The sequence below is a fragment of the Limnohabitans sp. genome (genome assembly GCF_044373035.1).
Classification (GTDB): Bacteria; Pseudomonadota; Gammaproteobacteria; order Burkholderiales; family Burkholderiaceae_C; genus Limnohabitans_A.
In genome coordinates this window covers 1-20,846 of record NZ_JBILQU010000047.1, presented here as the reverse complement: position 1 = coordinate 20,846, position 20,846 = coordinate 1, and the positions used below count along the sequence as shown (strand labels likewise).

Here is a 20,846-nt window from a genome sequence, read left to right as displayed (position 1 = left end):
ACCTCCATCAAGCCGTCCATGTAGTCCTTGCTGGCCATCAAGGTGGCGCGCAAGCTGGAGTTTTGGCTGGGCAGTGAAGGCATCTGGCCTTGCAGCTTGAGTGTCATGGTCCAGCGCGTCACGGCCTTGATCTTCTCCAACGGGGGCAAAGCCGGGTCCGTGCTTTGGATGACCTCTTGCGCCCGGCGCATGGCGGTGACCATGGCCGCACAGGCCAGCTCTTCCTTGCTGGTGAAGTGCTTGTAGAGGCTGGCCTTGGCGATGCCCACCTCGGCCGCCACTTCGTCCACCGTCATCGCATCGAAGCCTTTTTCGGACAACAAACGGTTGACCGATTGGATGATGGCCGTTTCGCGGGCGGCGAGCATCTGGACTTTGAAGGATTTCTTGGGTGAGATCACGGAAGTGGTGTTCATTCGGCGATTCTAGCCGCGCAGCCCAAAAAAAGACCACATGGTTACCCTTGCACACGACCGGGTTTTCAAGACCCCGGCACAACACCCGCCACCCCTTGCTGCACTGTCCAGCGGCCCTGCAGCGCCAGCCGGGCTTCGGGCCGGGCCGGATGCGGGGTGGTCAGGAACTGCGCCTCCAGGCGTTCTGGCCGGATGTCGATCAAGGTGTAGCCCCGCTCGTCCGAGCGGGCGTGGCGGATGTCCGGGTTGTCGCGTTGGATTTGCGCCATGAGTTTGGGCGACATGCCCCGGGTAGAGACCGATGTGGTGACCAGCTCACTGGCCACCACGGGAGAGCGCTCGTCGCCTGGCCGCACGCGCAGCTGCGCGGCCACGTTGGCGTGCACATCGCCCCCGAGCATGACCACATCACTCAGGCGCGCATCGGCCACCGTCTGCAACAGACGCGCCCGCGCCTGTGGATAACCATCCCAGCCATCGTTGTAGGCGCTGCGCCCCAAGGGGGTTTGGATGCCACTGCTGGCCATCAAGGTGGACTGCGCCAGCAACTTCCAGCGCCGCTGGCTTTGTGTCAAGCCCGCCAACAGCCATTGCTCTTGCGCTTGACCCAACATGCTGCGCGCCGGGTCTGCCAGCGTATCGCAACCCATGACAACGCGTCCACCGCCACGCATCAGGTCGGGGCAGGCTTGGTGGTCACGGTGCTGGCGGCAGTCCAGCGTCCACACATCGGCCAGCGTGCCCCAAGCCATGCGGTCATGGATGCGCATCTGGCTGGGCTGCTGCGGGTCAGGCGCAAGGCGCAGAGGCATGTGCTCAAAATAGGCTTGGTAAGCCGCTGCCCGGCGCTGCAAGAACACAGCGGGGTCGGTGAAGTTCCGGTCCAGGTCGTTGGCATAGTCGTTCACCACCTCGTGGTCGTCCCAGGTCATGAGCCAGGGGTGGGCCGCGTGGCAGGCTTGCAAGTGGGCATCGCTCTTGTAGTGCGCGTGACGGACACGGTACGCCTCCAGCGTGTCGGGCATGCCGCTTTCGTGGGCGCGGATTTTGTGTTGCTTGTTGCTGCTTTCGTAGATGTAGTCGCCCACAAACAGCACCAAGTCCAGGTCTTGCGCGGCCATGTCGCGGTGCGCGGCGTAATGGCCTTGCTCGTAATGCTGACAAGACGCCAGGCCCAAGCGCAAACGGCGCACGGTCTCACCCAAAGCCGGGCTGGTGCGGGTGCGGCCCACCGGGCTGACCGCGTTGCCGCTGGCAAAGCGGTACCAATAATGCCGCCCCGGCTGCAGGCCGTCGGCCAGCACATGCAGGCTGTGGCCCCGACGGGCGTCGGTGTTCAAGCGCCATTGGCGCACGGGTTGGCGCAAGGCCTCATCGGCAAACAGTTCGCACACCACGGGCGCGCCCGATGCCTGGCGGGCGGCATCGTCGTCTTGGAGCGCCAAGCGCGACCACAGCACCACGCTGCCCGGCTGCGGCTGGCCACTGGCCACGCCCAGACTGAAAGGAAAAACCCGCCAGCGAGGCGGCGCACTTTGGGCCTGCACGCCAGGCGTGACCCACGGCGCCAACGCAGCGGCCAAAGCCACGCGGTGCAGATCGCGGCGCGACCAGGACGAGCTGGGGATTGAGAGGAAAGCAGGCATGGGCGTGACGATCTTAGGCGGGCTCTGGCGTGACGTGGCGAGGGGCAAGCATACGTTGTATTCAAGCTTATCGGCTTGTGCGTTCTTCTGAATTAACCGGACGCATCGCGGGTGACAGCTGGCTTGGGCGAGGGTGGGCACAATGCGCGGCATGTGTTCAACACCCCCAACCTACCATGGTCCCTCAATGGCCTTAGCGGGCACTGTTTGCGGGGGCTGCCCAAACTTTTTAAGGCACGGGCCTGGGTGTAGGAGCGGTCTCTGACCGCGATCCGTGCCTTCACCCATGCCAGACCGCGGTCAGAGACCGATCCTACAAAAGACCATTGACCCCTTTGACAGAAAGACCCCCATGACTTACCAAGCCCTGCAAATTGAAAAAGACGACGCCGGTTACCGCTGCACCCTGAAGACGCTGGAGGACAGCGCCTTGCCCGAAGGCGATGTGACGGTGCAGGTGGACTACTCCACCCTCAACTACAAAGACGGCCTGGCCATCACCGGCAAAAGCCCAGTGGTGCGCAAGTTCCCGCTCACGCCGGGCATCGACCTGTCAGGCACCGTGACCGAAAGCCAGCACCCGCTGTTCAAAGCAGGCGACAAAGTCGTTTTGAACGGCTGGGGCGTGGGCGAGAGCCACAGCGGCGGCTTGGCACAAAAGGCGCGCCTGAAAGGCGACTGGCTGGTGAAACTGCCTGCCGCTTTCACCCCGCGCCAGGCCATGGCCATTGGCACCGCCGGTTACACCGCCATGCTGTGCGTGATGGCCCTTGAAAAGCACGGCGTCACACCTGACAAGGGCGACGTTTTGGTCACGGGCGCTGGCGGCGGCGTGGGCAGCGTGGCGATTGCGCTGCTGGCCAAGCTGGGCTATCGCGTGGTGGCCAGCACCGGTCGCCTGCAAGAAGCCGACTACCTGCGCCAGCTGGGCGCGGCCGACGTGATCGACCGGGCCGAACTGTCGGCCCCCGGCAAACCGCTGGCCAAAGAACGCTGGGCGGGCGTGGTCGACACGGTGGGCAGCCACACCCTGGCCAACGCCTGCGCCAGCAGCAAATACGGCGGCGTGGTCACCGCTTGCGGTTTGGCGCAAGGCATGGACTTTCCATCCAGCGTGGCGCCCTTCATCTTGCGCGGCGTGACCTTGGCCGGCATCGACAGCGTGATGGCCCCACGCGCCGTGCGCGAAGCGGCTTGGGCCCGGCTGGCGCTAGACCTGGATGCGGCGCAGCTGTCGCGCATGACCCGCGAAGTGGGTTTGGCGGACGCCATCGGTCTGGGCGCCGAGATTTTGGCGGGGCAGGTGCGCGGGCGGGTGGTGGTGAACGTCAACCGATGAGCCCATGCAAGCCCAACCTCAATGTGCCACTTTCTGCAACTGGGCTGCGTAATGGCTCAGGCCAGGGACGGTTTTGGCCGGGTCTTTGGCCAGATCGTCGTAGCGGCGCAGCCGTACCGCTTCAGACGCAAAGGGCTGAACGATAAAGGCTTCGGCCTGGGCTTGACTGAAAATCCCGCCTTGTTTGACCAGGCTGTCTTTGGATGCGTCTGACAGGCTGGCCCAATAAGACGATTCCGCCCAGCACAGGTAGCGCTTGGCATCGACGTGCATGCGAATGGGCTCCAGCACCGCATCAGGAAAAAGGCCTCGCAAAAAGGGCAGGGCCAGGAACTGGTGCAAGTCATCCGGCGTGCCGCTGTGGTCTTGGGGTCCATCGCGCTCGACCACCAGCAAATGCCCCAGATCGTGCAGCAACGCTGCAACCACGGTCTCTGTCGTTTCGCCTGCCCGCTCGGCCAAGTGCGCACACTGCAAAGCGTGCGCCAGTTGGCTGACCGCTTCCATGCCGTATTGGTTTTGGCCACGACGCTCGAGCAAATCGAGCACTTCTGTCAGGTTCAAAGGCATGGGAAACCTCACACAAAAAATTTCCGAATCCGTGCCGACAACACGTCGATCACGCTCACGGTCAAGATGATGATGAGCATCACGGCGCAGGTTTCGGCGTATTGAAAACCGCGGATGATCTCCCACAGCACCACACCAATACCGCCAGCACCGACCATGCCCACCACCGATGCAGACCGCACATTGGACTCGAAGCGGTAGAGCGTGAACGAAATCCAAAGCGGCATGACTTGCGGAATCACGCCGTACACAATTTCGTGCATGGCCGATGCGCCGGTGGACCGAATGCCCTCCACAGGTTGCGGGTCAATCGCCTCAACCGCCTCGGAAAACAACTTGGCCAAAATGCCTGCGGTGTGAATCCACAAGGCCAGCACCCCTGCAAACGGGCCCAAACCCACGGCCACCACAAACAACATGGCAAACACCATCTCGTTGATGGCCCGAAACGAATCCATCAAGCGGCGCACGGGCTGGTAGACCCACCAAGGCACGATGTTCGATGACGCCAACAACGCCAAAGGCACAGCCGTCACCACCGCCAGCGCCGTACCCCACAAGGCAATTTGCAAAGTGATGACCATCTCTTCCACATACATGCGCCATTGTCGAAAATCGGGCGGAAAAAATTCGGCGGCGTAGTGGCTCATGTTGTCCGAGTCACGAAACAACTCGGCCGGGCGCATATCAGCCCCCTGCCAAGAAGCCGACAGCAACAAAAGCAAGACTGCCCACGATAAATACCAGGTCAGACTGCGCTTGACCGTTGCAGTTTTGGACAACTCATGCAAAGGGGGGTGGGTGACTGAAGACATGGGACTCCGTTCAAATCAAATAGACCAAACAAAAAGCCCTTGCGCATGCAGCATCTGGGTACATGTAACGTACAAAAAGAGGTCGCAGCCTAGGGGCATATGCATCACTTCAGGGCTGCCAGTTTTTGGTCGATGTCGGCCAACTTGGTTCGCTTTTCAGAAGCGGACAAGGTGGTGTCGCCCTCGAACTTGATGCGCAATGAGAAGAGGTCCAACTGACGGATCGGTTTGAGTTGATCGTTCGTCGACACCTTGAAGCCCGACAACTTGGAGATCTTCATCACGATCTCTTTTTCCCGAGGATTGGTTTTGGCGTAGTTGTAGAAGAAGTTCTTGATTTTGGTTTTGGTGGCTTCGGGCAAGTTTTTGCTCATGACCATCGGGTCCGAGGGAATCAAGGGTGAAGTCCAGATGATTTTGATGTCATTGAACTTGGCTGGTTGGCGCTCTTTGATCTTGTCCAGGTTTTCGCTGTTGTTGGTGGCCACGTCCACCTGCTTGTTGGCGACGGCCAAAGCATTGGACTCGTGGTTGGCACTGCGCGTAATTTTGAAAGCCGTTCTGGGGTCCACTTTGTTCTGGGCAAACACATAAAAACCGGGCACCAGGAAACCCGAGGTGGAGTTGGGGTCGCCATTGCCAAAGCTCAGGTTCTTGGCGTTGCTGAACACGTCGTTCAGGTTGTTCAGGGGGCTGTCTTTGTGCACGATCAGGTGCGAGTAATAGCCTTGTGTGCCATCAATGTTCACCATTTGGGCAAACACTTCAGCATTGGATCGGTCCACCGCTTCCATGGCCGATTTGTTGCCCAGCCAAGCCATTTGCACTTTGTTAAAGCGCATGCCCTCGATGATGCCGGCGTAATCAGGCGCAAAAAAGGCTTTGACCTTCAAGCCGGTTTGCTTTTCCATATCGTCCAGCAAAGGCTGCCAGTCGGCTTTCAGGTTTTGCGTGGCTTCTGTCGAAATGATGCCAAAAGAAATTTCTTGGGCCATGGCGACGGTGAAGCTGAGGCCTATTGCCAAAGCTGCAAGGGTCTTCTTGATCATGACAAAGCTCCAGGTGGTGTTGAAAAAATCAGGCAACTTGTGCCAAGTTGTTGGACCAAGCCAAAACAGGGGTGGGTGTCTGCGCCTGAGCCGATGCCAGCAACTCGCTGCCACTCAAAAACTCGTCGGCTTGCATGCCATACAGATCACGCAGCAATGCCGGTGTAAGGGCTGCAGCAGGGCCGTCGTAAATAATCTGGCCTTGGTTCAAGGCGATCACGCGGGGGCAATAGCGAATCGCCATGTCCACCTGGTGCAAGGACACGATCACCGTGCGACCGTCTTCGCGTTGAATGGTGGACAAAATCTCCATGACCTTGCGTGACGACTCCGGGTCCAGTGAGGCGATGGGCTCATCGGCCAACACCAGCTTGGCCCCTTGCACCAGGGTGCGGGCAATGGCCGCGCGCTGCTGCTGACCACCCGACAAAGTGGAGGCACGTTGTTTGTGGCAATCCAAAATGCCCACACGCTCCAAAGCCTGAAGGGCCGCAGAACGCTCATGCAGACTGAACCAGCCCATCACACTGCGCAACCATGGCATGGCGTGCAATCGGCCGACCAGCACGTTGGTCAATACGGGCAGGCGGTCCACCAAGTTGAACTGCTGGAAAACGAAGCCCACTTGCGAGCGGATGGTGCGGATGTCGCTGACGATGCGACCCTCTCGTTGCACGCAGTTGCCATTCACTTCAATCACCGAACCGGGACCGGCATCGGCGGCCAACAATCCCGCCACCATGCGCAGCAAGGTGGATTTGCCCGAACCCGACGCACCGATCAGTGCGACCATTTCACCCTCTGCAATAGTCAGGTCGATGTCTCGCAAGGCATGTTTGCCATTGGAAAAATGTTTGTTGAGGTTTTGTATGCGCAAGGTCATGAGGACTCCGTAAATGTCTATACAACAAGCGCAAGTCTGGTCAAGTTTTGTGTCAGGTGTTTGAATTTTTCGGGAAGATTTTGTGTCACCCCTTGAGCGAGTCCGTCAGAACTTCGGCCCAACAAGGCAGAGATTTGCGCGCGCTTGGCCCCGCCACAAATGGCCCTTCAGCACCCGCATGAACCGGAGCGGGTGGGCACTGGCCGTTTGCACCGCCTCAATGGCGACCTCTGGCGCGGCTCGCAAGCGCTCAGGCCAAGGGCCTGGCCCACGGCCAATATCGACAAACTGAGGCGCAAGATGTTTTTGGGCGGGGGCATTCAAAGCACCCGCACGCCCTCACGCCAGACCGAACGCACCACAGCGTGGCGTTGGCCTTGTGCCCACTGCACCACGCGCACCTGAATCAAGTCGGCTCGCAAACCCGGCGCAATTTGGCCCCGGTCTTTCAGCCCCGTGGCTTGTGCAGGGTTGTGCGTGACGGTAGCCACGGCCTGGGGCAGGCTCAAGATGCCGTCGTCCACCAGCCTGAGCACCGCACTGAGCATGCTGCCGGGCACGTAGTCGGACGACAAAATGTCGAGCAGGCCATGCCGCGCCAGCTCCGATGCCGCCACGTTGCCCGAATGCGAGCCACCCCGCACCACGTTGGGGCCGCCCATCACATTGAGCAGACCATGCTGATGCGCTGTGCGTGCGGCCAACAAGGTGGTTGGGAACTCCGACATGCTGGCGCCATCGGCATGGGCTTGTTCCACATGGGCGACGGTGGTGTCGTCGTGGCTGGCCAAGGCAATGCCGTGGCTGCGACAGTAATCGACAAAGTAGGCGCGGTGCGGCTGGGCATAGCGGTCTTGCAACTCGGTCGACAAGTGCACTTGCCGTTCAAACTTTTCATTCGACCAGCCTTTTTTGCCGGTGTAGTAGACCCGTGCCACATCAATGTTTTCCCATTGGCGCTGGCCCGGGGTGTGGTCCATCAGCGAGATGAGCGACAAGCGCGGCAGCCCGTGAAAGGGCTGGAACAAATCAATCGTGTTGGGCGCAGGCAGTTCGCAGCGCACATGCAGGTGGTGGTCGGCCCGCAGCAGGTTCTTGCGGGTACACAGCTCAATGGCCTCGATCACCTTGTCCCAGGTGCTGCCGCGCAAGCTGTCGAGGTCAGCATCGCCCACGCCCAACGCGTCAAACACGGTGGTGATGCCCGCTGCCGCCACTTCGGCGTCATGCGCGATCAAACCGGGCATCTCGGCCCAATGCACTTTGGGTCGGGGCATCAGGTGGCGCTCAAAGTTATCGGTGTGCATCTCGACAAAGCCGGGCATGAGGTAGTCACCCTCCAGGTCCCAGCCTTGGGCGTCAGAAGCCGTACCCTGGTCTACCGAGTGGATGCGGCCATCTTTGACCGCCACGCTGCCCAGCACCTCTTCGGTGGGCAGCACCAGACGGGCGTTTTTGAATACGGTGGCGCTCATGGGGCACTCCTGAACTGGGTCACATCGAGACGGCGAGTGGCCACAGCAGCCCCCACATGCGCATCGTGGAAGATGCCCACCAGCGCAGCACCCCGAGCGACCGCTTCGTGGATCAAGTCAATTGCGGTCTGCGTGTTGGCCGCGTCCAGCGATGCAGTGGGCTCGTCCAAAAGCAAGATGGGGCGGGGCTTGATCATGTTGCGGGCAATGTTGATGCGTTGTTGTTCGCCACCCGAAAAAGTGGCGGGCGGCAGGTGCCACAAGCGCTCGGGAATGCGCAAGCGGGTCAGCCACACCCGGGCTTGCTCACGTGCGGCTGCGATGGCTTGGGGCTGGTCGGCAGCGTCTTCAATCAAAGGCTCGGCCACCACATCCAGTGCCGACACGCGGGGAATCACACGCAAAAACTGGCTGACATAGCCCACGGTATCGCGGCGCATGCGCACCAGCTCCCGGGCCGAGGCTTGCGTCAGGTCCAGCACACTGCCGTTGGCTTGGCGCACCTCGATCTGGCCGCTGGTGGCGCGGTAGTTGGCATAAATGAGTTTGAGCATGGTGCTTTTACCCATGCCCGATGGGCCGTCCAGCACCACGCACTCGCCCGGGTCAACCGACAAATCGACCCGGTTGAGGACTTGCAGTTCGGTGCCATTTTGGTGGTGCAGCATGAAGCGCTTGGACACCTTTTTCATTTGCAGCATAAGAGGGCTTTCAGGGTTCTCTGAAATTCAGGGTTGCAAGACGGAGGACACCAACAACTGGGTGTAAGGGTGTTGCGGGTCGTCCAGCACCTGGTCGGTGAGGCCCGCTTCGACCACTTGGCCCCCTTGCATGACCATCATGCGGTGGGCCAACAGCCGGGCCACCGCCAGGTCGTGCGTGACAATGACCACCGCCAATTGCATTTGCCGGGTCAACTGCCGAAGCAAATCCAGCAAGCGCGCTTGCACCGACACATCCAGCCCCGAGGTGGGTTCATCCATGAAGACCAGACGCGGGCGGGTCACCAGGTTGCGGGCAATTTGCAGGCGTTGACGCATGCCGCCCGAGAAGGTGCGCGGTGCATCGTCGATGCGGGCTGCGTCCATCTCGACCCGCTGCAACCAGTCTTGCGCGGTGCTGCGCAGCTTTCCGTAGTGCCGCTCACCCAGGCCCATCAGGCGCTCGCCCACGTTGGCTCCGGCCGACACATCCATGCGCAAGCCATCGGCCGCATTCTGGTGCACAAAGCCCCAGTCGGTACGGGCCAGCAAGCGCTGCTGCGCTTGACTCATGCGGTAGATGTCTTGCAGTTGACCGTCGCGGCTTAAAAATTCGACTTGCCCGACATCGGGCCGACTGCGTGCGGCAATTGCATTGAGCAAAGTGGTTTTGCCAGAGCCAGACTCACCGACCACAGCCATGACTTCGCCAGGCCACAGGTCGAAGCTGGCGTCCTGCAGGGCGACGCGGTCGCCATAGCTTTTTCCCACGCCGCGCACGCGCAACAAAGGCAGAGTGTTGTCCAAGGTGTCCATCTCAAATCCCGATCACAAAACTGAAGCCGTGACGCTGAAAACCCAGCGACTCGTAAAAGGCATGTGCGCGTTCACGCTTTTGGTTGGATGACAGCATCAGCTTGTAACAACCGGCCAGCCGGGCTTGCTGCTGAGCGTGCCGCATCATGTGTTGGCCAACGCCCTGGCCTTGCCACTGGGCACTGACCACCACGTCTTCGACGATGGCCGAAGGCGTGCCCTGGTGAGCCAGGTTGTGCATGACGAGCAAGGCATACGTGCCCACCACCGGGCCCGCCTTGGACCGGGCCGCACCGCTGGCAGCATCACAAGCCACCCACAAACGGTAACTGGGGTATTGGCGGAACTGCGCCAGCACGGCCTTGGCTTCGTTCAGTGTCAACACCTGGCCTTCGTCCATGCCGGGCTGGGCATACAGGGCCAGCACAGCGGGCAAATCGTCCTCGTTGGCCTCGCGAATCAGCAGGTTCATGGGGCCATCACTCCCGACGCAGCAATGCCCAAGGTTTGCGCCTCCTCCTGACGGGTTTGGCAATAGTCAGAGTCGGAGCACACGTGTATGCGTGCGCCCGCATCGTCGGTGATGACTTCGTCCAGAAACGAGTCTGTGGCTCCGCACAGTGCACAAGCTGTGTTCCACTTTTGCACCTCAAAGGGATGGTCTTCAAAAGCCAGGCTCTCCACCGGGGTGAAAGGCGGCACGGCATAAATGCGTTTTTCGCGACCCGCGCCAAAAAGCTGCAGTGCCGGGTTCATGTGCATTTTGGGGTTGTCAAACTTCGGAATGGGCGAGGGCGACATGATGTAGCGCTGGTTCACCATGACCGGGTAGTCGTAGGTGGTGGCGATGTGGCCATAGCGGGCAATGTCTTCGTACAACTTCACGTGCATCAAGCCGTATTCGGCCAGACCGTGCAGTGTGCGGGTTTCGGTCTCGCGCGGCTCAAGGCGTTGCATGGGCTCGGGCACAGGCACTTGATAGACAATGATCTGGCCCTCGGTCAACGGCTTTTCGGGGATGCGGTGGCGCGTCTGGATCAAGGTGGCTTGGTGGGTGCGCGTGGTGGTGTCCACCCCTGCCGTGCGCTCGAAAAAGCGACGGATATTGACCGCATTGACTGTGTCGTCGCAACCTTGATCAATGACCTTGAGCACGTCTTTGGGACCAATGACGGCAGCGGTGACCTGAATGCCGCCTGTGCCCCAGCCGTAGGGCAAAGGCATCTCGCGCGATCCAAATGGCACCTGGTAACCCGGAATGGCCACAGCCTTCAGGATGGCGCGGCGGATCATGCGTTTGGTGCGCTCGTCCAAATACGCAAAGTTGACGTCTGGCGCGGTGCTCTGCGGCACGACTTCGCACTGGCCAGCCCCATCGGGCAATTGGGGGTGGACGCTCATGGGGTTTCCTTCAGGCGGGTGTCGGCTTGGGGGACAAATGGGGCTGTCACTGGTGGTTCAACCCGCTGTGCGCGCATCTTGCGAACCAACTCCAGCTCCGACTGAAAGTCCACGTAGTGCGGCAGCTTCAGGTGCTGAACAAAGCCCGAAGCCTCCAGGCTATCGCTGTGCGAAAGCACAAATTCCTGCATTTGGGCGGGCGACTCAATGGCTTCGCCCAACTCGTCGGCACGCAAGGCGCGGTCCACCAGGCTCATGGCCATGGCTTTGCGCTCGCTGTGACCAAACGCCAGGCCGTAGCCCCGGGTAAATTTGGGAGGCTCGCTCTTGCTGCCGCCAAACTGGTTGACCATCTCGCATTCGGTGATCTCGATGTCACCGATCGAGATCGCAAAACCCAACTCTTCGGGTTCGATCTCTACAGCCACCTGCCCCAAACGCACCTCGCCCACAAAAGGATGGGTGTGTGAGTAGCCGCGCTGTGTCGAATAGGCCATCGCCAACAAGAAGCCCTCGTCGCCACGCGCCAGGTTTTGCAGGCGGGTGGCTCGCCCCGCCGGAAAGCGCAAAGGCTCCCGGGTCAAATCAGACGGCGCAGGGTCGCCGGCCAACGGCTCAAACCGCTCGATCAAGCCTTCCTGGTTGAGCAAATCCACCACGCGGGGAACACCTTCGGGTGATGCCTCCGGCATGGACGTGGTGGACACGACACCGGATGCGCTGTCCAGCGTTTGGGCCTCGGCCAATAAACTGAAGTCCAGCAGGCGCTGTGTGTAGTCGTAAGTCGGACCTAAAACCTGGCCCCCGGGCAGGTCTTTGAAGGTGGCCGAAATCCGGCGGTCCAACTGCATGTGCGTGGTGTTAAGCGGGCAAGTGTTGCCCAGACGCGGCAAGGTGGCACGGTAGGCACGCAACAGAAAGATGGCCTCGACCAGATCCCCGCTGGCTTGCTTGATGGCCAGCGCGGCCAGTTCAGGGTCGTACACCGATCCTTCTGTCATGACGCGGTCCACCGACAGCTTGAGCTGCTGGCAGATCTGGGTCACCGTGAGTTCGGGTTGTGCGCTGTCACCACGGCGTTTGGCAGCGAGCAGTTTGTAACTGTTGAGGATGGCGGTTTCTCCGCCTTTGACGGCAACGTACATGTCAGGACTCCGTGTCAGACTGGATGCGAGTGGTGCGCGACAGACCCGCGATTTGGGTGGTGGTGATCAAAAAAACATCCACACCCCTTGGGAAACTGGCATGGTTGTCGGCCCATTGCGCGACAAATTCGGCGGCAAAACCGTTGGCAAAGCCCTGCACGCAAAGTTTGCGCTCTGACTGGATACCGGGGCCCTGCAAGCGCCAACCCGCGACATCGGCGTGCAGGCTGCTGACTTCGAGCACGCAAGTGGCCGACTGCTCAGGGTAAGCATCGCTGCCCGCTTGCAGGCTGCTCAGCGCAGGCATGTCATCGCCCTGAGCCACCCACAAAAACTGCGCCGCTTGTGCAGCCGTCACGATCTGACAGCCGGTATGAAAACGCAGCCAGGCCGGCGCCTCGCTGTTGGCCAAAGTCGGAGATAGCCAGGCCTTGGTGTCGGCATCGAGCAAGCCCAGCAACAAGGCCGCTGCAGCGCGGTGGCCCTGATGCGGTCGTGCGGACACCAGTGGCATGTCGAACACGCGGCCCGGATGCGACAAGGCATCGAGCGCCACGCGAAACACCGCTTGGCTGCCAAAAGCCTCATGGTCAAACCCGGCCACGATGTTTTTCAGGTCGGCGGCATTCATTCTTCATCTCCCTGTTCGTCAGCGCTACCGGCTTCGCGGGCCACGGTGAGAAAGTCCACCTTGGTGGTCTGGGCACGCCCATGACGCTCGCCCTGCAGCTTTTGCAGGTGTTGACGCAAAGGCGTCAAAAGCTTTTCCTCCAGCAAGCGGTGTTGCACCGCGTCTTGCAGCAAGGCATCGGCCATGGCCGCCAGTTGCGCCTGTCGGTGGTTGCGCCCCAGCACATAGGCCACGCCCACCGGGGCCTGGGCGTCTGCACCGGCCAACCGCAACGCACAGCGGGTGACGGTGATCTCGCCCAGGTTAAAGCGCTCACCCGTGCCACCTGCGCGACCCTGTACCATCATCAATCCGGTTTCAGGTTTACGCAGCCATTGCGGTTGTCCGCTGCCTGACTGGGGCAATGCATCGACCAACAAGTTTTGCGGCGCTCTGGCCAGCAAGGCCATCCACTCGGGACGGGTCGTGAGCCGTTGCTCTGCGGCTTTGTCAAATGATTGAAACATTGCTGTGGCACCCTATTGCTTGTCTATACAACTCTAACTCAGTTGCCATCTTAGGCAACCCATGTGAATCTTTCATGACAAACCGTCTTGCTTCTTGGGGGGTGGCCTCGCCTCCTCTGACAACTCCCGATTCCAACGCGCCTGCGCGCGACAGCTTTTGGTCGCGCATTGCGCAGCAATTGGCCGATGCCATTGGGCAAGGCCAATACACGCCCGGTGAACGCTTGCCTTCCGAGCACGTTTTGGCCGAGCAATTCGGCGTCAACCGCCACACCATTCGCCGCTCTTTGGCGCATCTGGGCCAACGCGGTTTGGTGCGCTCCACTCAAGGGCGGGGGACTTTCGTCGAGACGTTTGCGGTCGACTTGGCGCTGGGCAAGCGCACGCGGCATCGACAAAACCTGGCGCAAGCAGGCCTGCGCGGGAGCTTGCAGGTCTTGCAGTCGCGCACCGTGCTGGCCCTTGACGAGCAAGCCCAAGCACTCAAAGTCAGTGTGGGCAGTCCCTTGCTTTGCCTGCAAGTGTTGGGTGAAGGCGCTGGACAACCCTTGCATGTGAGCGAACGCTTCTTTCCGCTACCGCGTTTTGCAGGTCTGGGTGATGCCGTGGCCAGCAGCGGCTCGATCACCGAGGCGTTTGCTCAGCACGGTGTGTCCGATTACCAAAGGCAAGAAAGCCGCATCAGCGCCCGCTTGCCCAGCCCCGATGTGGCCACCCTGCTAAGCCAGGTCAGCTCGCGGCCCGTGCTGCTGGTCAGCAGCGTGAACGTGGACCCGCATGGCGTGCCGATTGAGTTTGCGTTGGCCTGGTTTGCAGGCGACCGCGTGACCTTGACAGTGAAAAACGATGACCTCTGAAGACCCTTTGCCCTACCGCTGTGCGGTGTATTTTGTGCCCAAGGTCGGTAACGACTGGTGGCAGGCCGGTAGCCAATGGCTGGGGCGCTGCGCGGCCAGTGGCGCCATCTATGCACCGCCCAGCATCCCTGGCGTCGACCCCGCCGAGTTTCAAGCCTTGACTGCTGACCCGCGCCGCTACGGCTGGCACGCCACCCTCAAAGCGCCTTTCACCTTGGCCTCCGGGCAAAGTCTGGACGCCCTGCGCAGCGCCATGCAAGCGCTGGCCAAACGCTTGCCCGCGTTTGAGCTGCCGCCACTGCGGGTCAGCGACTTGGGCGGTTTTTTGGCACTGCGCCCCGATGGCGACTTGACACGGCTGAACGCCACCGCCGCTGCCTGCGTGCAAGCGCTGCACCCGCTGGCCCAGCCTTTAAACGAGCGCGAGCTGGCACGCCGCCGCCAAGCGCACTTGACCCCCGAGCAAGACCGGCTGTTGCTGGCTTGGGGCTACCCGTGGGTCTTGGACCACTTCCAGTTTCACCTGTCCTTGACCGGTTCACTGGCGGGCGCTTTGACCGAGCAGCGGGCCGCTTTGATCGCTGCGGCGCAAGCACGCTTTGAAACCCTGCCCACCTGCCACTTTGGTCACATCGCCCTGTTCTGCGAGCCCCATGCCGGTGCCGATTTTGAGTTGCTGCAAACCATGGCGTTGCGCGGATGAACACCCGGCTGATTTACGTCATGGGCCCATCGGGCGCAGGCAAAGACAGCGTGCTGGGCTGGCTACGCGAACACTTGCCCGCCCGTTTGCCCGTGCATTGGGCCCGGCGCACCATCTCCCGCCCCGCTGCGGCGGGTGGTGAGGCGCACGAAGCCACCGATGCCGAGGGATTTGAGCGTTTACAAAGCCAAGGTGCCTTTGCCCTGGCCTGGCAGGCCAACGGTTTGTACTACGGCGTGCGCCATACCGAGTTGGCACTCTTGCAGCAAGGCCACTGGGTGCTGGTCAATGGCTCGCGCGGCCATTGGCCGCAAGCCTTGCAAAGCCATCCGGGGTTGCAGGTGGTGCACATCAGCGCCGACCCGGCCACGCTGGCGCAACGCCTGACCCAGCGCCGGCGCGAAACACCTGAAGAAATACGGCAGCGGGTCGAACGTGCCAACGCCTTTGTGGTGCCCCAGGGCGCGATTGAAATTTTGAACAACGGCACTTTGGACCAAGCCGGGCAACAGCTATTGCTGGCGCTGCAAAGGCTGGGATCTTGGCCCACTTGCAATTGATGCGATTTGTTCCCAGGGTTTTTATCCGGCCAATTCAGGTCCGCGCTGCAACACGGTTGACCACGGCAACCGGTCAGCACAGACAGCGATTGAGCGCAGTCAATGCGCTGTCTGAATCGCCCCGGATTTGAACGAACCCCCAGAAGTTGGACGAACTTCGCGGCATTTGATGAAGAAGTACCCAGCAGAATTGATGCGCAAGGTCGTCAAGCGCTTTTGGCTGGGGACGGTGACGCAAAGCTCTTGGCGCGACGGTGGTCAGTGCCTCAAGAGAAGATCCGCACCCGGGTGAGTCACTACCGGCAGCACGGCATTGATGGGCTCGGCCCAAGCGAAGCAATTGCCGTGCGCAATTCAAGTTGCAAGTGCTGTCCCAGCAGGACCGTGAGCAGCTTTCGCGTCGGCAGGTCGCGGCGGTCTATGACATGCGCCTTCGCCGCGCCAGTCGACGCGAGGTCCAGCACGGCGTCGACAATTTCAAAGCGCCCAATTGTGCGCATGCCCAACCCTCAAACCGTCGCTTGCCGCGCATCCTCCGACAGCAAATCAATCAAGTCCCGCGCAAACGCAGGCAGCTCATCCAGACTGCGCACACAAATCTGCATGGACCGAAAAGCCCACGCATCAGACAACGCCACCAGGCGAATGGCCATGCTGCGGGCGTGGCGGCGGGCAGCCGATTCGGGCAGCACGCCCACGCCCACACCCGCTTCGATCATGCGGCAGGCCGACTCGAAGCTGCTGACCTGGATGCGCACTTTGAGCGGCTTGTTGAGCTGCTCGCATTCGCGGTTCAAGAAAGCGTGCAAGGCGCTCGCTTCGTGCAGACCCACATGGTCAAACTCCAGCGCATCAATGAGTGGCATGCTGGGCAGCTCGGCCACGGGGTGCAGGTGCGGCACCACCAGCACCAGGCTGTCCGAACGGTAGGGCAAGGTCTGCAAGCTTTCGGTGCGCACCGACCCGGCCACGATGCCGATGTCGGTCTTGCCGTCGATGACAGCGCGCACGATTTCATTGGACAGCTTTTCCTGCAGGTCGATGTTCACATCCGGGTGCGTGGCCAGGTAGCGCTTGAGCACCTCAGGCAAAAATTCACCCAGGGCCGTGGTGTTGGCGTACACGCGCAGGTGGCCTTTGATGCCGCTGGCGTATTCCTGCAGGTCACCGCGCAGGTGTTCGATCTGCCCCAGCACCAGCCGCGCCCGGTGCACAAAGGCCTGGCCCGGCGGCGTGAGCGTGACGCCCTGGCTGTGGCGGTTGAGCAGCTTGGCGCCGATGCTTTCTTCAAGGTTCTTGATGCGCGTGCTGGCCGCAGGCAGCGAGATGTGCGAAGCCTCGGCCCCTTTGGTGAGGCTGTTGGCCTCGGCCACCCGCACCATCAGGCGCAGGTCAACCAGATCAAAGTGCACGGACATGGGCAGTCGCTGGCTGAATGAACAAGGCTCAACGGCCGAACAAATTGGCCACGTGCTGCCATGCGCGCAGCAGCAGGCCCGAGCGTTCCACTTCGGCTTGCGCCACCAGCGGGGTTTCGCCCACCGGCTTGCCCTTCGAGGTCGCCACCACCTTGCCGATCACGGCACCCTTGGCGATGGGGGCCTCAAGACCCGGCTTGAGCTCGACCGTGGTCTGCACTGGCTGGCCACGCGGCACGGTGAGCATCCACGGTGCGCCCAAAACGGCAGAGACCGTGTCGGCCTTGCCAAAGCCGACCTTGGCCGTGGCAACGACCGCCGTCGGCGGGATGGGTGTGGCTTTTTCAAACTGGCTGTAACCCCAGGCCAGCAGCTCGCGCGTCTGGTCCGCGCGCGCCTGGGCGCTGTGGGTGTTCAGGATGACCGAGATCAGGCGCATGTCGTTGCGCTTGGCGGAAGTGACCAGGCAAAAGCCCGCCTCTGAGGTATGGCCGGTTTTCAGGCCGTCCACGGTGGGGTCGGTGTAGAGCAGGGCATTGCGGTTGCCTTGCTTGATGCCGTTGTATTTGAACTCGCGCTCGGCGTAAAGGGGGTAGTACTCGGCGCCGTCTTGGATGATGGCGCGCGCCAAGATGGCCAGATCTCGCGCAGAAGACTTGTGCGCCGGGTCGGGCAGGCCCGTGGGGTTGACAAAGGTCGTCTTCGTCATGCCCAGGCGCTGGGCCTCGGCGTTCATCAGTTTGGCAAATCCCGCTTCGGAACCCGCCATGTGCTCAGCAATCGCCTTCGATGCGTCGTTGCCCGACTGCACGATGATGCCGCGCAGGATGTCGATGACGGTAGCCTGGCTGTTCAGCGGCAAATACATGCACGACTCGGCACTGGTGCCGCGGCACCAGGCGTTTTCACTGACGCTGACCAGATCGGTGGGCTTGAGCTTGCCCGAGCGCAAGGCCTGCTCGACGATGTAGCTGGTCATCATCTTGGTGAGCGACGCAGGCGGCAGGGCTTCGTCTTGATTGGCCGAGGCCAGCACCTGGCCAGAGTCGTAATCCATCAACAGCCAGGCCTTGGCGGGCAGCGCGGGCGCGTTGTCAACCAACGCAACCTGAGCCGCCAGTGGTGGCAGCGCGTTGGTGGTGGCCGCAGCTTTTTTGCCAGGTGCCGCTTTTTTGCCGGACACCGCCTTTTTGGCTGCAGCGGTCTTGCTCTCCGGGTGTTTGGCTGCAAAAGAAGCCGACGAGGGCCCCAGGGTGCCTGCGGCGATGGCAAAGAAGAGCGAAAGGAGAGAGAAAGTTTTGATGTGCATGGCTTTGGATGTGCTGAGTGCCGATTGTCGCCGATCAGAGTGCGCAGGCCCCACCACATTCCCCACCACACGCGCCCATCCAACGGGCGCTGGCCAAAATTCAGAACACCCGACTTTTCAAGCGCGAGGCGAATGGAGAATTTGGCGTGCCAGCAAGAGCACGGGCGGGTCAACCATCTTGCCGTCCACACTGAAAGCACCGCCAAGGGCCTGTGCTTGCGCAGCCAGCACGCGCTCGGCCCAAACACATTCGGCCTCGGTCGGGGCCAAGGCCTGGTGCACGCCCACCACTTGTGCGGGGTGGATGCACAACTTGGCACGAAAGCCAAAGCGGCGGCTGCGCTGCGCGTCTTGCGCCAACACCTGCGCATCGGTTGTGGCGGTGGTCACGCCATCCACCGGGGCGGGCAAACCGGCGCGGCGCGAGGCCACCACCATGGCCAGCCGAATGGGGGCGAGTTCTGTTTCGTCGGGTCCGCAGCGCATGCCGAGATCGGCCTGCAAATCGATGTGCCCCAAACCCAAACGCAGCACACCCTCTGCGCGGGACAACGCGTCCATCTGCCCCACGCCTTCAGCACTTTCGATCAAGGGCAGCACCGGCACGCCGCAGGCCTGAAAGGCGCGCTCAACCTGATGCGCGGTTTCAGCCTTGGGCAGCATGACCGCGCCCAAGCCGGGTAAGCTGCGAAGCGCCAACAGATCGGCCTCGTGCCAAGGTGTGGCTGCGGGATTGACGCGCACCAAGAGCCGGGCGCGTTGGGCTTCGTCAAAACCCGGCCAGGCCGCTACCACCGCAGCGCGTGCTGCGTCTTTGGCATCGAGCGGAACAGCGTCTTCCAGGTCTACGATCACCGCGTCGGCACCGCTGTCCAGCGCTTTGGTAAAGCGTTCGGGGCGGTTGCCCGGCACAAACAGGAAACTGCGCGCCTGCGCCAGCAGCAACAGGGTCATGTCAAACAGGGGCCAAGAGCACGCCCACCTTGGGCCAGGCCGCCACTTGCCAAAGCGCGTTCAGGGCTTTGCGCATGGCCTCAGGCGTGGCCCCGCCACTGAAGGCGGCCAGGCGCAAGGCCTTGTCGGTGATCTCTTGGCGCGAGAGGGTGTTGCCCGGGTCGCCCTTGGGCTCGTCCACGCGGCCATGCAGCACGCGGCCGTCGGTGGTGGTGACGCTGACTTTGCCGATCCAGCGCTTGGGGTAAGCGCCGTCCACTTCCGGGTCCAGCACCATCTCCACCCTGTCGCGCAAAGCCAGGGTGGCCTCGGTCTGGAAGGCCTGTTCGAATTCGTTCAGGCCCGCGTGACCAAACTGCGCCGCCATGGCCAGCACCGTGCCCATCGAGAATTTGCTCTGGTGCACCGTGGTGGGATTCACCACTGGGCCCAGCACATCAATGGCCCCCTGGTGCACATGCGTGACGACTTTGGCCAAGTCCGTTGGCTTGAGCCCATGGGTTTGCATGACGTGCAGCAAGGCATCGGCCGCCGGGTGGGTGTGGCGGCAGCTGGCGTGGTACTTGAAAGAGGTTTCCGCCGTGGCCCAACGGGTGCCCAAACCGTCGATCAAGCGGGCCGGATCGGCATCGCTGGACATGCCAGCGGCCATGCCTTGCGGGCCTTCGAAGATGTCGGCGGCACCGGTAAAACCATCCTGGGCCAGGTAAGCCGACATCAGGCCTGCGCCGGCCGCATGTGCGGTGTGCAAGATCTTGCTGTCGGCGGCTGTGCGCAAAAACTCCCACAAACCAGCAGACTGCGTGCCCGCCGAACCCAAAGCGTGCTGCATCTGACGGGCATGGAGCCCCAGCAAATGCCCCACGGCAGCAGCCGCGGCCAGCGTGCCTGCCGTGCCGGTGGTGTGGAACACGCGGTAGTGCGATCGCCCCAGAAATTCGCCCACACGGATGCCCACTTCGTAGCCCACCACCGATGCGGCCAACAACTGTTGGCCGCTGGCACCCAAGGCCTGCGCCACCGCCACCGCAGGCGAAAACACCACCGTGGCCGGATGAAACACCGAGCCGTTGTGCACATCGTCTTGCTCTGCCACATGCGAAGCTGCAGCGTTCACCATGGCGGCCAGGTAGGGCGAATTTTTAGAGCCATCCACGATCACCTCGGCAGCACCCTGCGCCGTAGTCTGGGCCGATCCCATCGATCGCGCAAAGCGGTTGATGTTCTCCACAGGGCGCGAACCATGTCCACCCACCGTGGCACCAAACCAGTCGACCAACAGGTCTTCGGTCTTGCGAACCACCGGCTCGGGAATGTCTTCAAAACGCAGCTGCGCTGCAAAGGTGGCGAGTTGGGCAGCGTAAGAAGTCATGCGTTCTCCTGGAGATGAGGGTTCAAATGGACTGGGCTTGGCGCAGGGCCTGCACGGCCGCGTCGTCCAGGCCCAGCTCGCGCAAGATGGCCTCGGTGTGCTCACCCACGGCGGGCACGGGGTCCATGCGGTAGTCGTATCGGTTGTTGCGCCCGGGCGGCAGCAGGGCGGGGATGTCGCCTGCGGGCGAGCCCACTTGTTGCCAGCGCTGGCGTGCCTTGAGCTGCGGGTGCGCCCAAACGCCGGCCATGTCGTTCATGCGGGCGTTGGCGATTTGCGC

The 20,846-nt window shown here is 61.8% G+C and carries 22 protein-coding genes and 1 pseudogene; 4 read left to right on the top strand and 19 right to left on the bottom strand.

The window, feature by feature from the left end:
- Window positions 1-416, bottom strand: a 416-nt coding sequence (locus ACIQ47_RS08970) for a TetR/AcrR family transcriptional regulator (RefSeq protein WP_396437808.1), incomplete at its 3' end; no start/stop codon positions are given.
- Between the two features lie 65 nt (window positions 417-481).
- Window positions 482-2,062 carry an alkaline phosphatase D family protein gene (locus ACIQ47_RS08965; RefSeq protein ID WP_396437807.1) on the bottom strand — a complete coding sequence of 527 codons (1,581 nt, stop codon included), beginning with the start codon at window positions 2,060-2,062 and terminating at the stop codon, window positions 482-484.
- Between the two features lie 352 nt (window positions 2,063-2,414).
- Between ACIQ47_RS08965 and ACIQ47_RS08960 the strand changes: the two genes are divergently transcribed.
- A complete protein-coding gene (locus tag ACIQ47_RS08960; protein WP_396437806.1) occupies window positions 2,415-3,401 on the top strand; it encodes an MDR family oxidoreductase in 987 nt (328 codons plus the stop codon).
- An 18-nt stretch (window positions 3,402-3,419) separates the two neighbouring features.
- Here the strand turns inward: ACIQ47_RS08960 and ACIQ47_RS08955 are convergent, their stop codons facing one another.
- From ACIQ47_RS08955 to phnG, 12 genes are all read right to left on the bottom strand, one after another.
- The gene (locus ACIQ47_RS08955) at window positions 3,420-3,971 is read right to left on the bottom strand and encodes a phosphonate degradation HD-domain oxygenase (protein WP_396437805.1); all 552 of its coding nucleotides are present in this window, start codon (window positions 3,969-3,971) and stop codon (window positions 3,420-3,422) included.
- Window positions 3,972-3,979: 8 nt separating this feature from the next.
- Window positions 3,980-4,786, bottom strand: coding sequence for a phosphonate ABC transporter, permease protein PhnE (phnE, locus tag ACIQ47_RS08950; RefSeq protein WP_396437804.1), 807 nt, complete (start codon window positions 4,784-4,786; stop codon window positions 3,980-3,982).
- 104 nt (window positions 4,787-4,890) lie between these two features.
- The gene (gene phnD, locus ACIQ47_RS08945) at window positions 4,891-5,835 is read right to left on the bottom strand and encodes a phosphonate ABC transporter substrate-binding protein (protein WP_396437803.1); all 945 of its coding nucleotides are present in this window, start codon (window positions 5,833-5,835) and stop codon (window positions 4,891-4,893) included.
- A 28-nt stretch (window positions 5,836-5,863) separates the two neighbouring features.
- Complete coding sequence (gene phnC, locus ACIQ47_RS08940; RefSeq protein ID WP_396437802.1) at window positions 5,864-6,718, bottom strand: phosphonate ABC transporter ATP-binding protein; 855 nt, start codon at window positions 6,716-6,718, stop codon at window positions 5,864-5,866.
- Window positions 6,719-7,038: 320 nt separating this feature from the next.
- Window positions 7,039-8,193: an alpha-D-ribose 1-methylphosphonate 5-triphosphate diphosphatase gene (locus tag ACIQ47_RS08935; RefSeq protein WP_396437801.1), complete on the bottom strand. Its 1,155-nt coding sequence runs from the start codon at window positions 8,191-8,193 to the stop codon at window positions 7,039-7,041.
- Window positions 8,190-8,894, bottom strand: a complete 705-nt coding sequence (gene phnL, locus ACIQ47_RS08930; protein ID WP_396437800.1) for a phosphonate C-P lyase system protein PhnL — start codon at window positions 8,892-8,894, stop codon at window positions 8,190-8,192. Before phnL ends, ACIQ47_RS08935 begins: the two co-directional genes overlap by 4 nt.
- 27 nt (window positions 8,895-8,921) lie before the next feature.
- Entirely contained in the window at window positions 8,922-9,710 is a 789-nt protein-coding gene (phnK, locus tag ACIQ47_RS08925) for a phosphonate C-P lyase system protein PhnK (RefSeq protein ID WP_396437799.1), read from the bottom strand.
- 1 nt (window position 9,711) lies between these two features.
- The gene (locus ACIQ47_RS08920; RefSeq protein WP_396437798.1) at window positions 9,712-10,182 is read right to left on the bottom strand and encodes a GNAT family N-acetyltransferase; all 471 of its coding nucleotides are present in this window, start codon (window positions 10,180-10,182) and stop codon (window positions 9,712-9,714) included.
- Window positions 10,179-11,111 (bottom strand): alpha-D-ribose 1-methylphosphonate 5-phosphate C-P-lyase PhnJ, encoded by a 933-nt coding sequence (locus ACIQ47_RS08915; protein WP_396437797.1) that lies wholly within the window; start codon window positions 11,109-11,111, stop codon window positions 10,179-10,181. Before ACIQ47_RS08915 ends, ACIQ47_RS08920 begins: the two co-directional genes overlap by 4 nt.
- On the bottom strand, window positions 11,108-12,256 hold the full coding sequence (locus ACIQ47_RS08910) for a carbon-phosphorus lyase complex subunit PhnI (protein WP_396437796.1): 1,149 nt from the start codon (window positions 12,254-12,256) through the stop codon (window positions 11,108-11,110). Before ACIQ47_RS08910 ends, ACIQ47_RS08915 begins: the two co-directional genes overlap by 4 nt.
- Before the next feature lies 1 nt (window position 12,257).
- On the bottom strand, window positions 12,258-12,887 hold the full coding sequence (gene phnH, locus ACIQ47_RS08905; RefSeq protein ID WP_396437795.1) for a phosphonate C-P lyase system protein PhnH: 630 nt from the start codon (window positions 12,885-12,887) through the stop codon (window positions 12,258-12,260).
- On the bottom strand, window positions 12,884-13,393 hold the full coding sequence (gene phnG / locus ACIQ47_RS08900; protein WP_396437794.1) for a phosphonate C-P lyase system protein PhnG: 510 nt from the start codon (window positions 13,391-13,393) through the stop codon (window positions 12,884-12,886). Before phnG ends, phnH begins: the two co-directional genes overlap by 4 nt.
- Window positions 13,394-13,467: 74 nt before the next feature.
- Here phnG and phnF point away from each other — a divergent pair, with 74 nt between their 5' ends.
- The 3 genes from phnF to phnN are packed head-to-tail and all read left to right on the top strand — an operon-like array spanning window position 13,468 to window position 15,513.
- Entirely contained in the window at window positions 13,468-14,250 is a 783-nt protein-coding gene (phnF, locus tag ACIQ47_RS08895; RefSeq protein ID WP_396437793.1) for a phosphonate metabolism transcriptional regulator PhnF, read from the top strand.
- Window positions 14,240-14,953 carry a DUF1045 domain-containing protein gene (locus ACIQ47_RS08890; protein WP_396437792.1) on the top strand — a complete coding sequence of 238 codons (714 nt, stop codon included), beginning with the start codon at window positions 14,240-14,242 and terminating at the stop codon, window positions 14,951-14,953. Before phnF ends, ACIQ47_RS08890 begins: the two co-directional genes overlap by 11 nt.
- Window positions 14,950-15,513 (top strand): phosphonate metabolism protein/1,5-bisphosphokinase (PRPP-forming) PhnN, encoded by a 564-nt coding sequence (gene phnN / locus ACIQ47_RS08885; RefSeq protein WP_396437791.1) that lies wholly within the window; start codon window positions 14,950-14,952, stop codon window positions 15,511-15,513. Before ACIQ47_RS08890 ends, phnN begins: the two co-directional genes overlap by 4 nt.
- A 509-nt stretch (window positions 15,514-16,022) precedes the next feature.
- On the opposite strand, the gene ACIQ47_RS08880 is transcribed toward phnN, so the two are convergent.
- The 5 genes and pseudogenes from ACIQ47_RS08880 to ACIQ47_RS08860 all read right to left on the bottom strand — a co-directional run.
- The gene (locus tag ACIQ47_RS08880; protein ID WP_396437790.1) at window positions 16,023-16,931 is read right to left on the bottom strand and encodes a LysR substrate-binding domain-containing protein; all 909 of its coding nucleotides are present in this window, start codon (window positions 16,929-16,931) and stop codon (window positions 16,023-16,025) included.
- A gap of 28 nt (window positions 16,932-16,959) precedes the next feature.
- Window positions 16,960-18,240 (bottom strand): D-alanyl-D-alanine carboxypeptidase family protein, encoded by a 1,281-nt coding sequence (locus ACIQ47_RS08875; RefSeq protein ID WP_396437789.1) that lies wholly within the window; start codon window positions 18,238-18,240, stop codon window positions 16,960-16,962.
- 117 nt (window positions 18,241-18,357) lie between these two features.
- Entirely contained in the window at window positions 18,358-19,194 is an 837-nt protein-coding gene (locus ACIQ47_RS08870; RefSeq protein WP_396437788.1) for an HpcH/HpaI aldolase/citrate lyase family protein, read from the bottom strand.
- 1 nt (window position 19,195) lies between these two features.
- Window positions 19,196-20,566, bottom strand: a complete 1,371-nt coding sequence (locus tag ACIQ47_RS08865; protein WP_396437787.1) for an MmgE/PrpD family protein — start codon at window positions 20,564-20,566, stop codon at window positions 19,196-19,198.
- 22 nt (window positions 20,567-20,588) lie between these two features.
- Window positions 20,589-20,846 (bottom strand): annotated as a pseudogene (locus ACIQ47_RS08860) (CoA transferase); the annotation flags it as partial.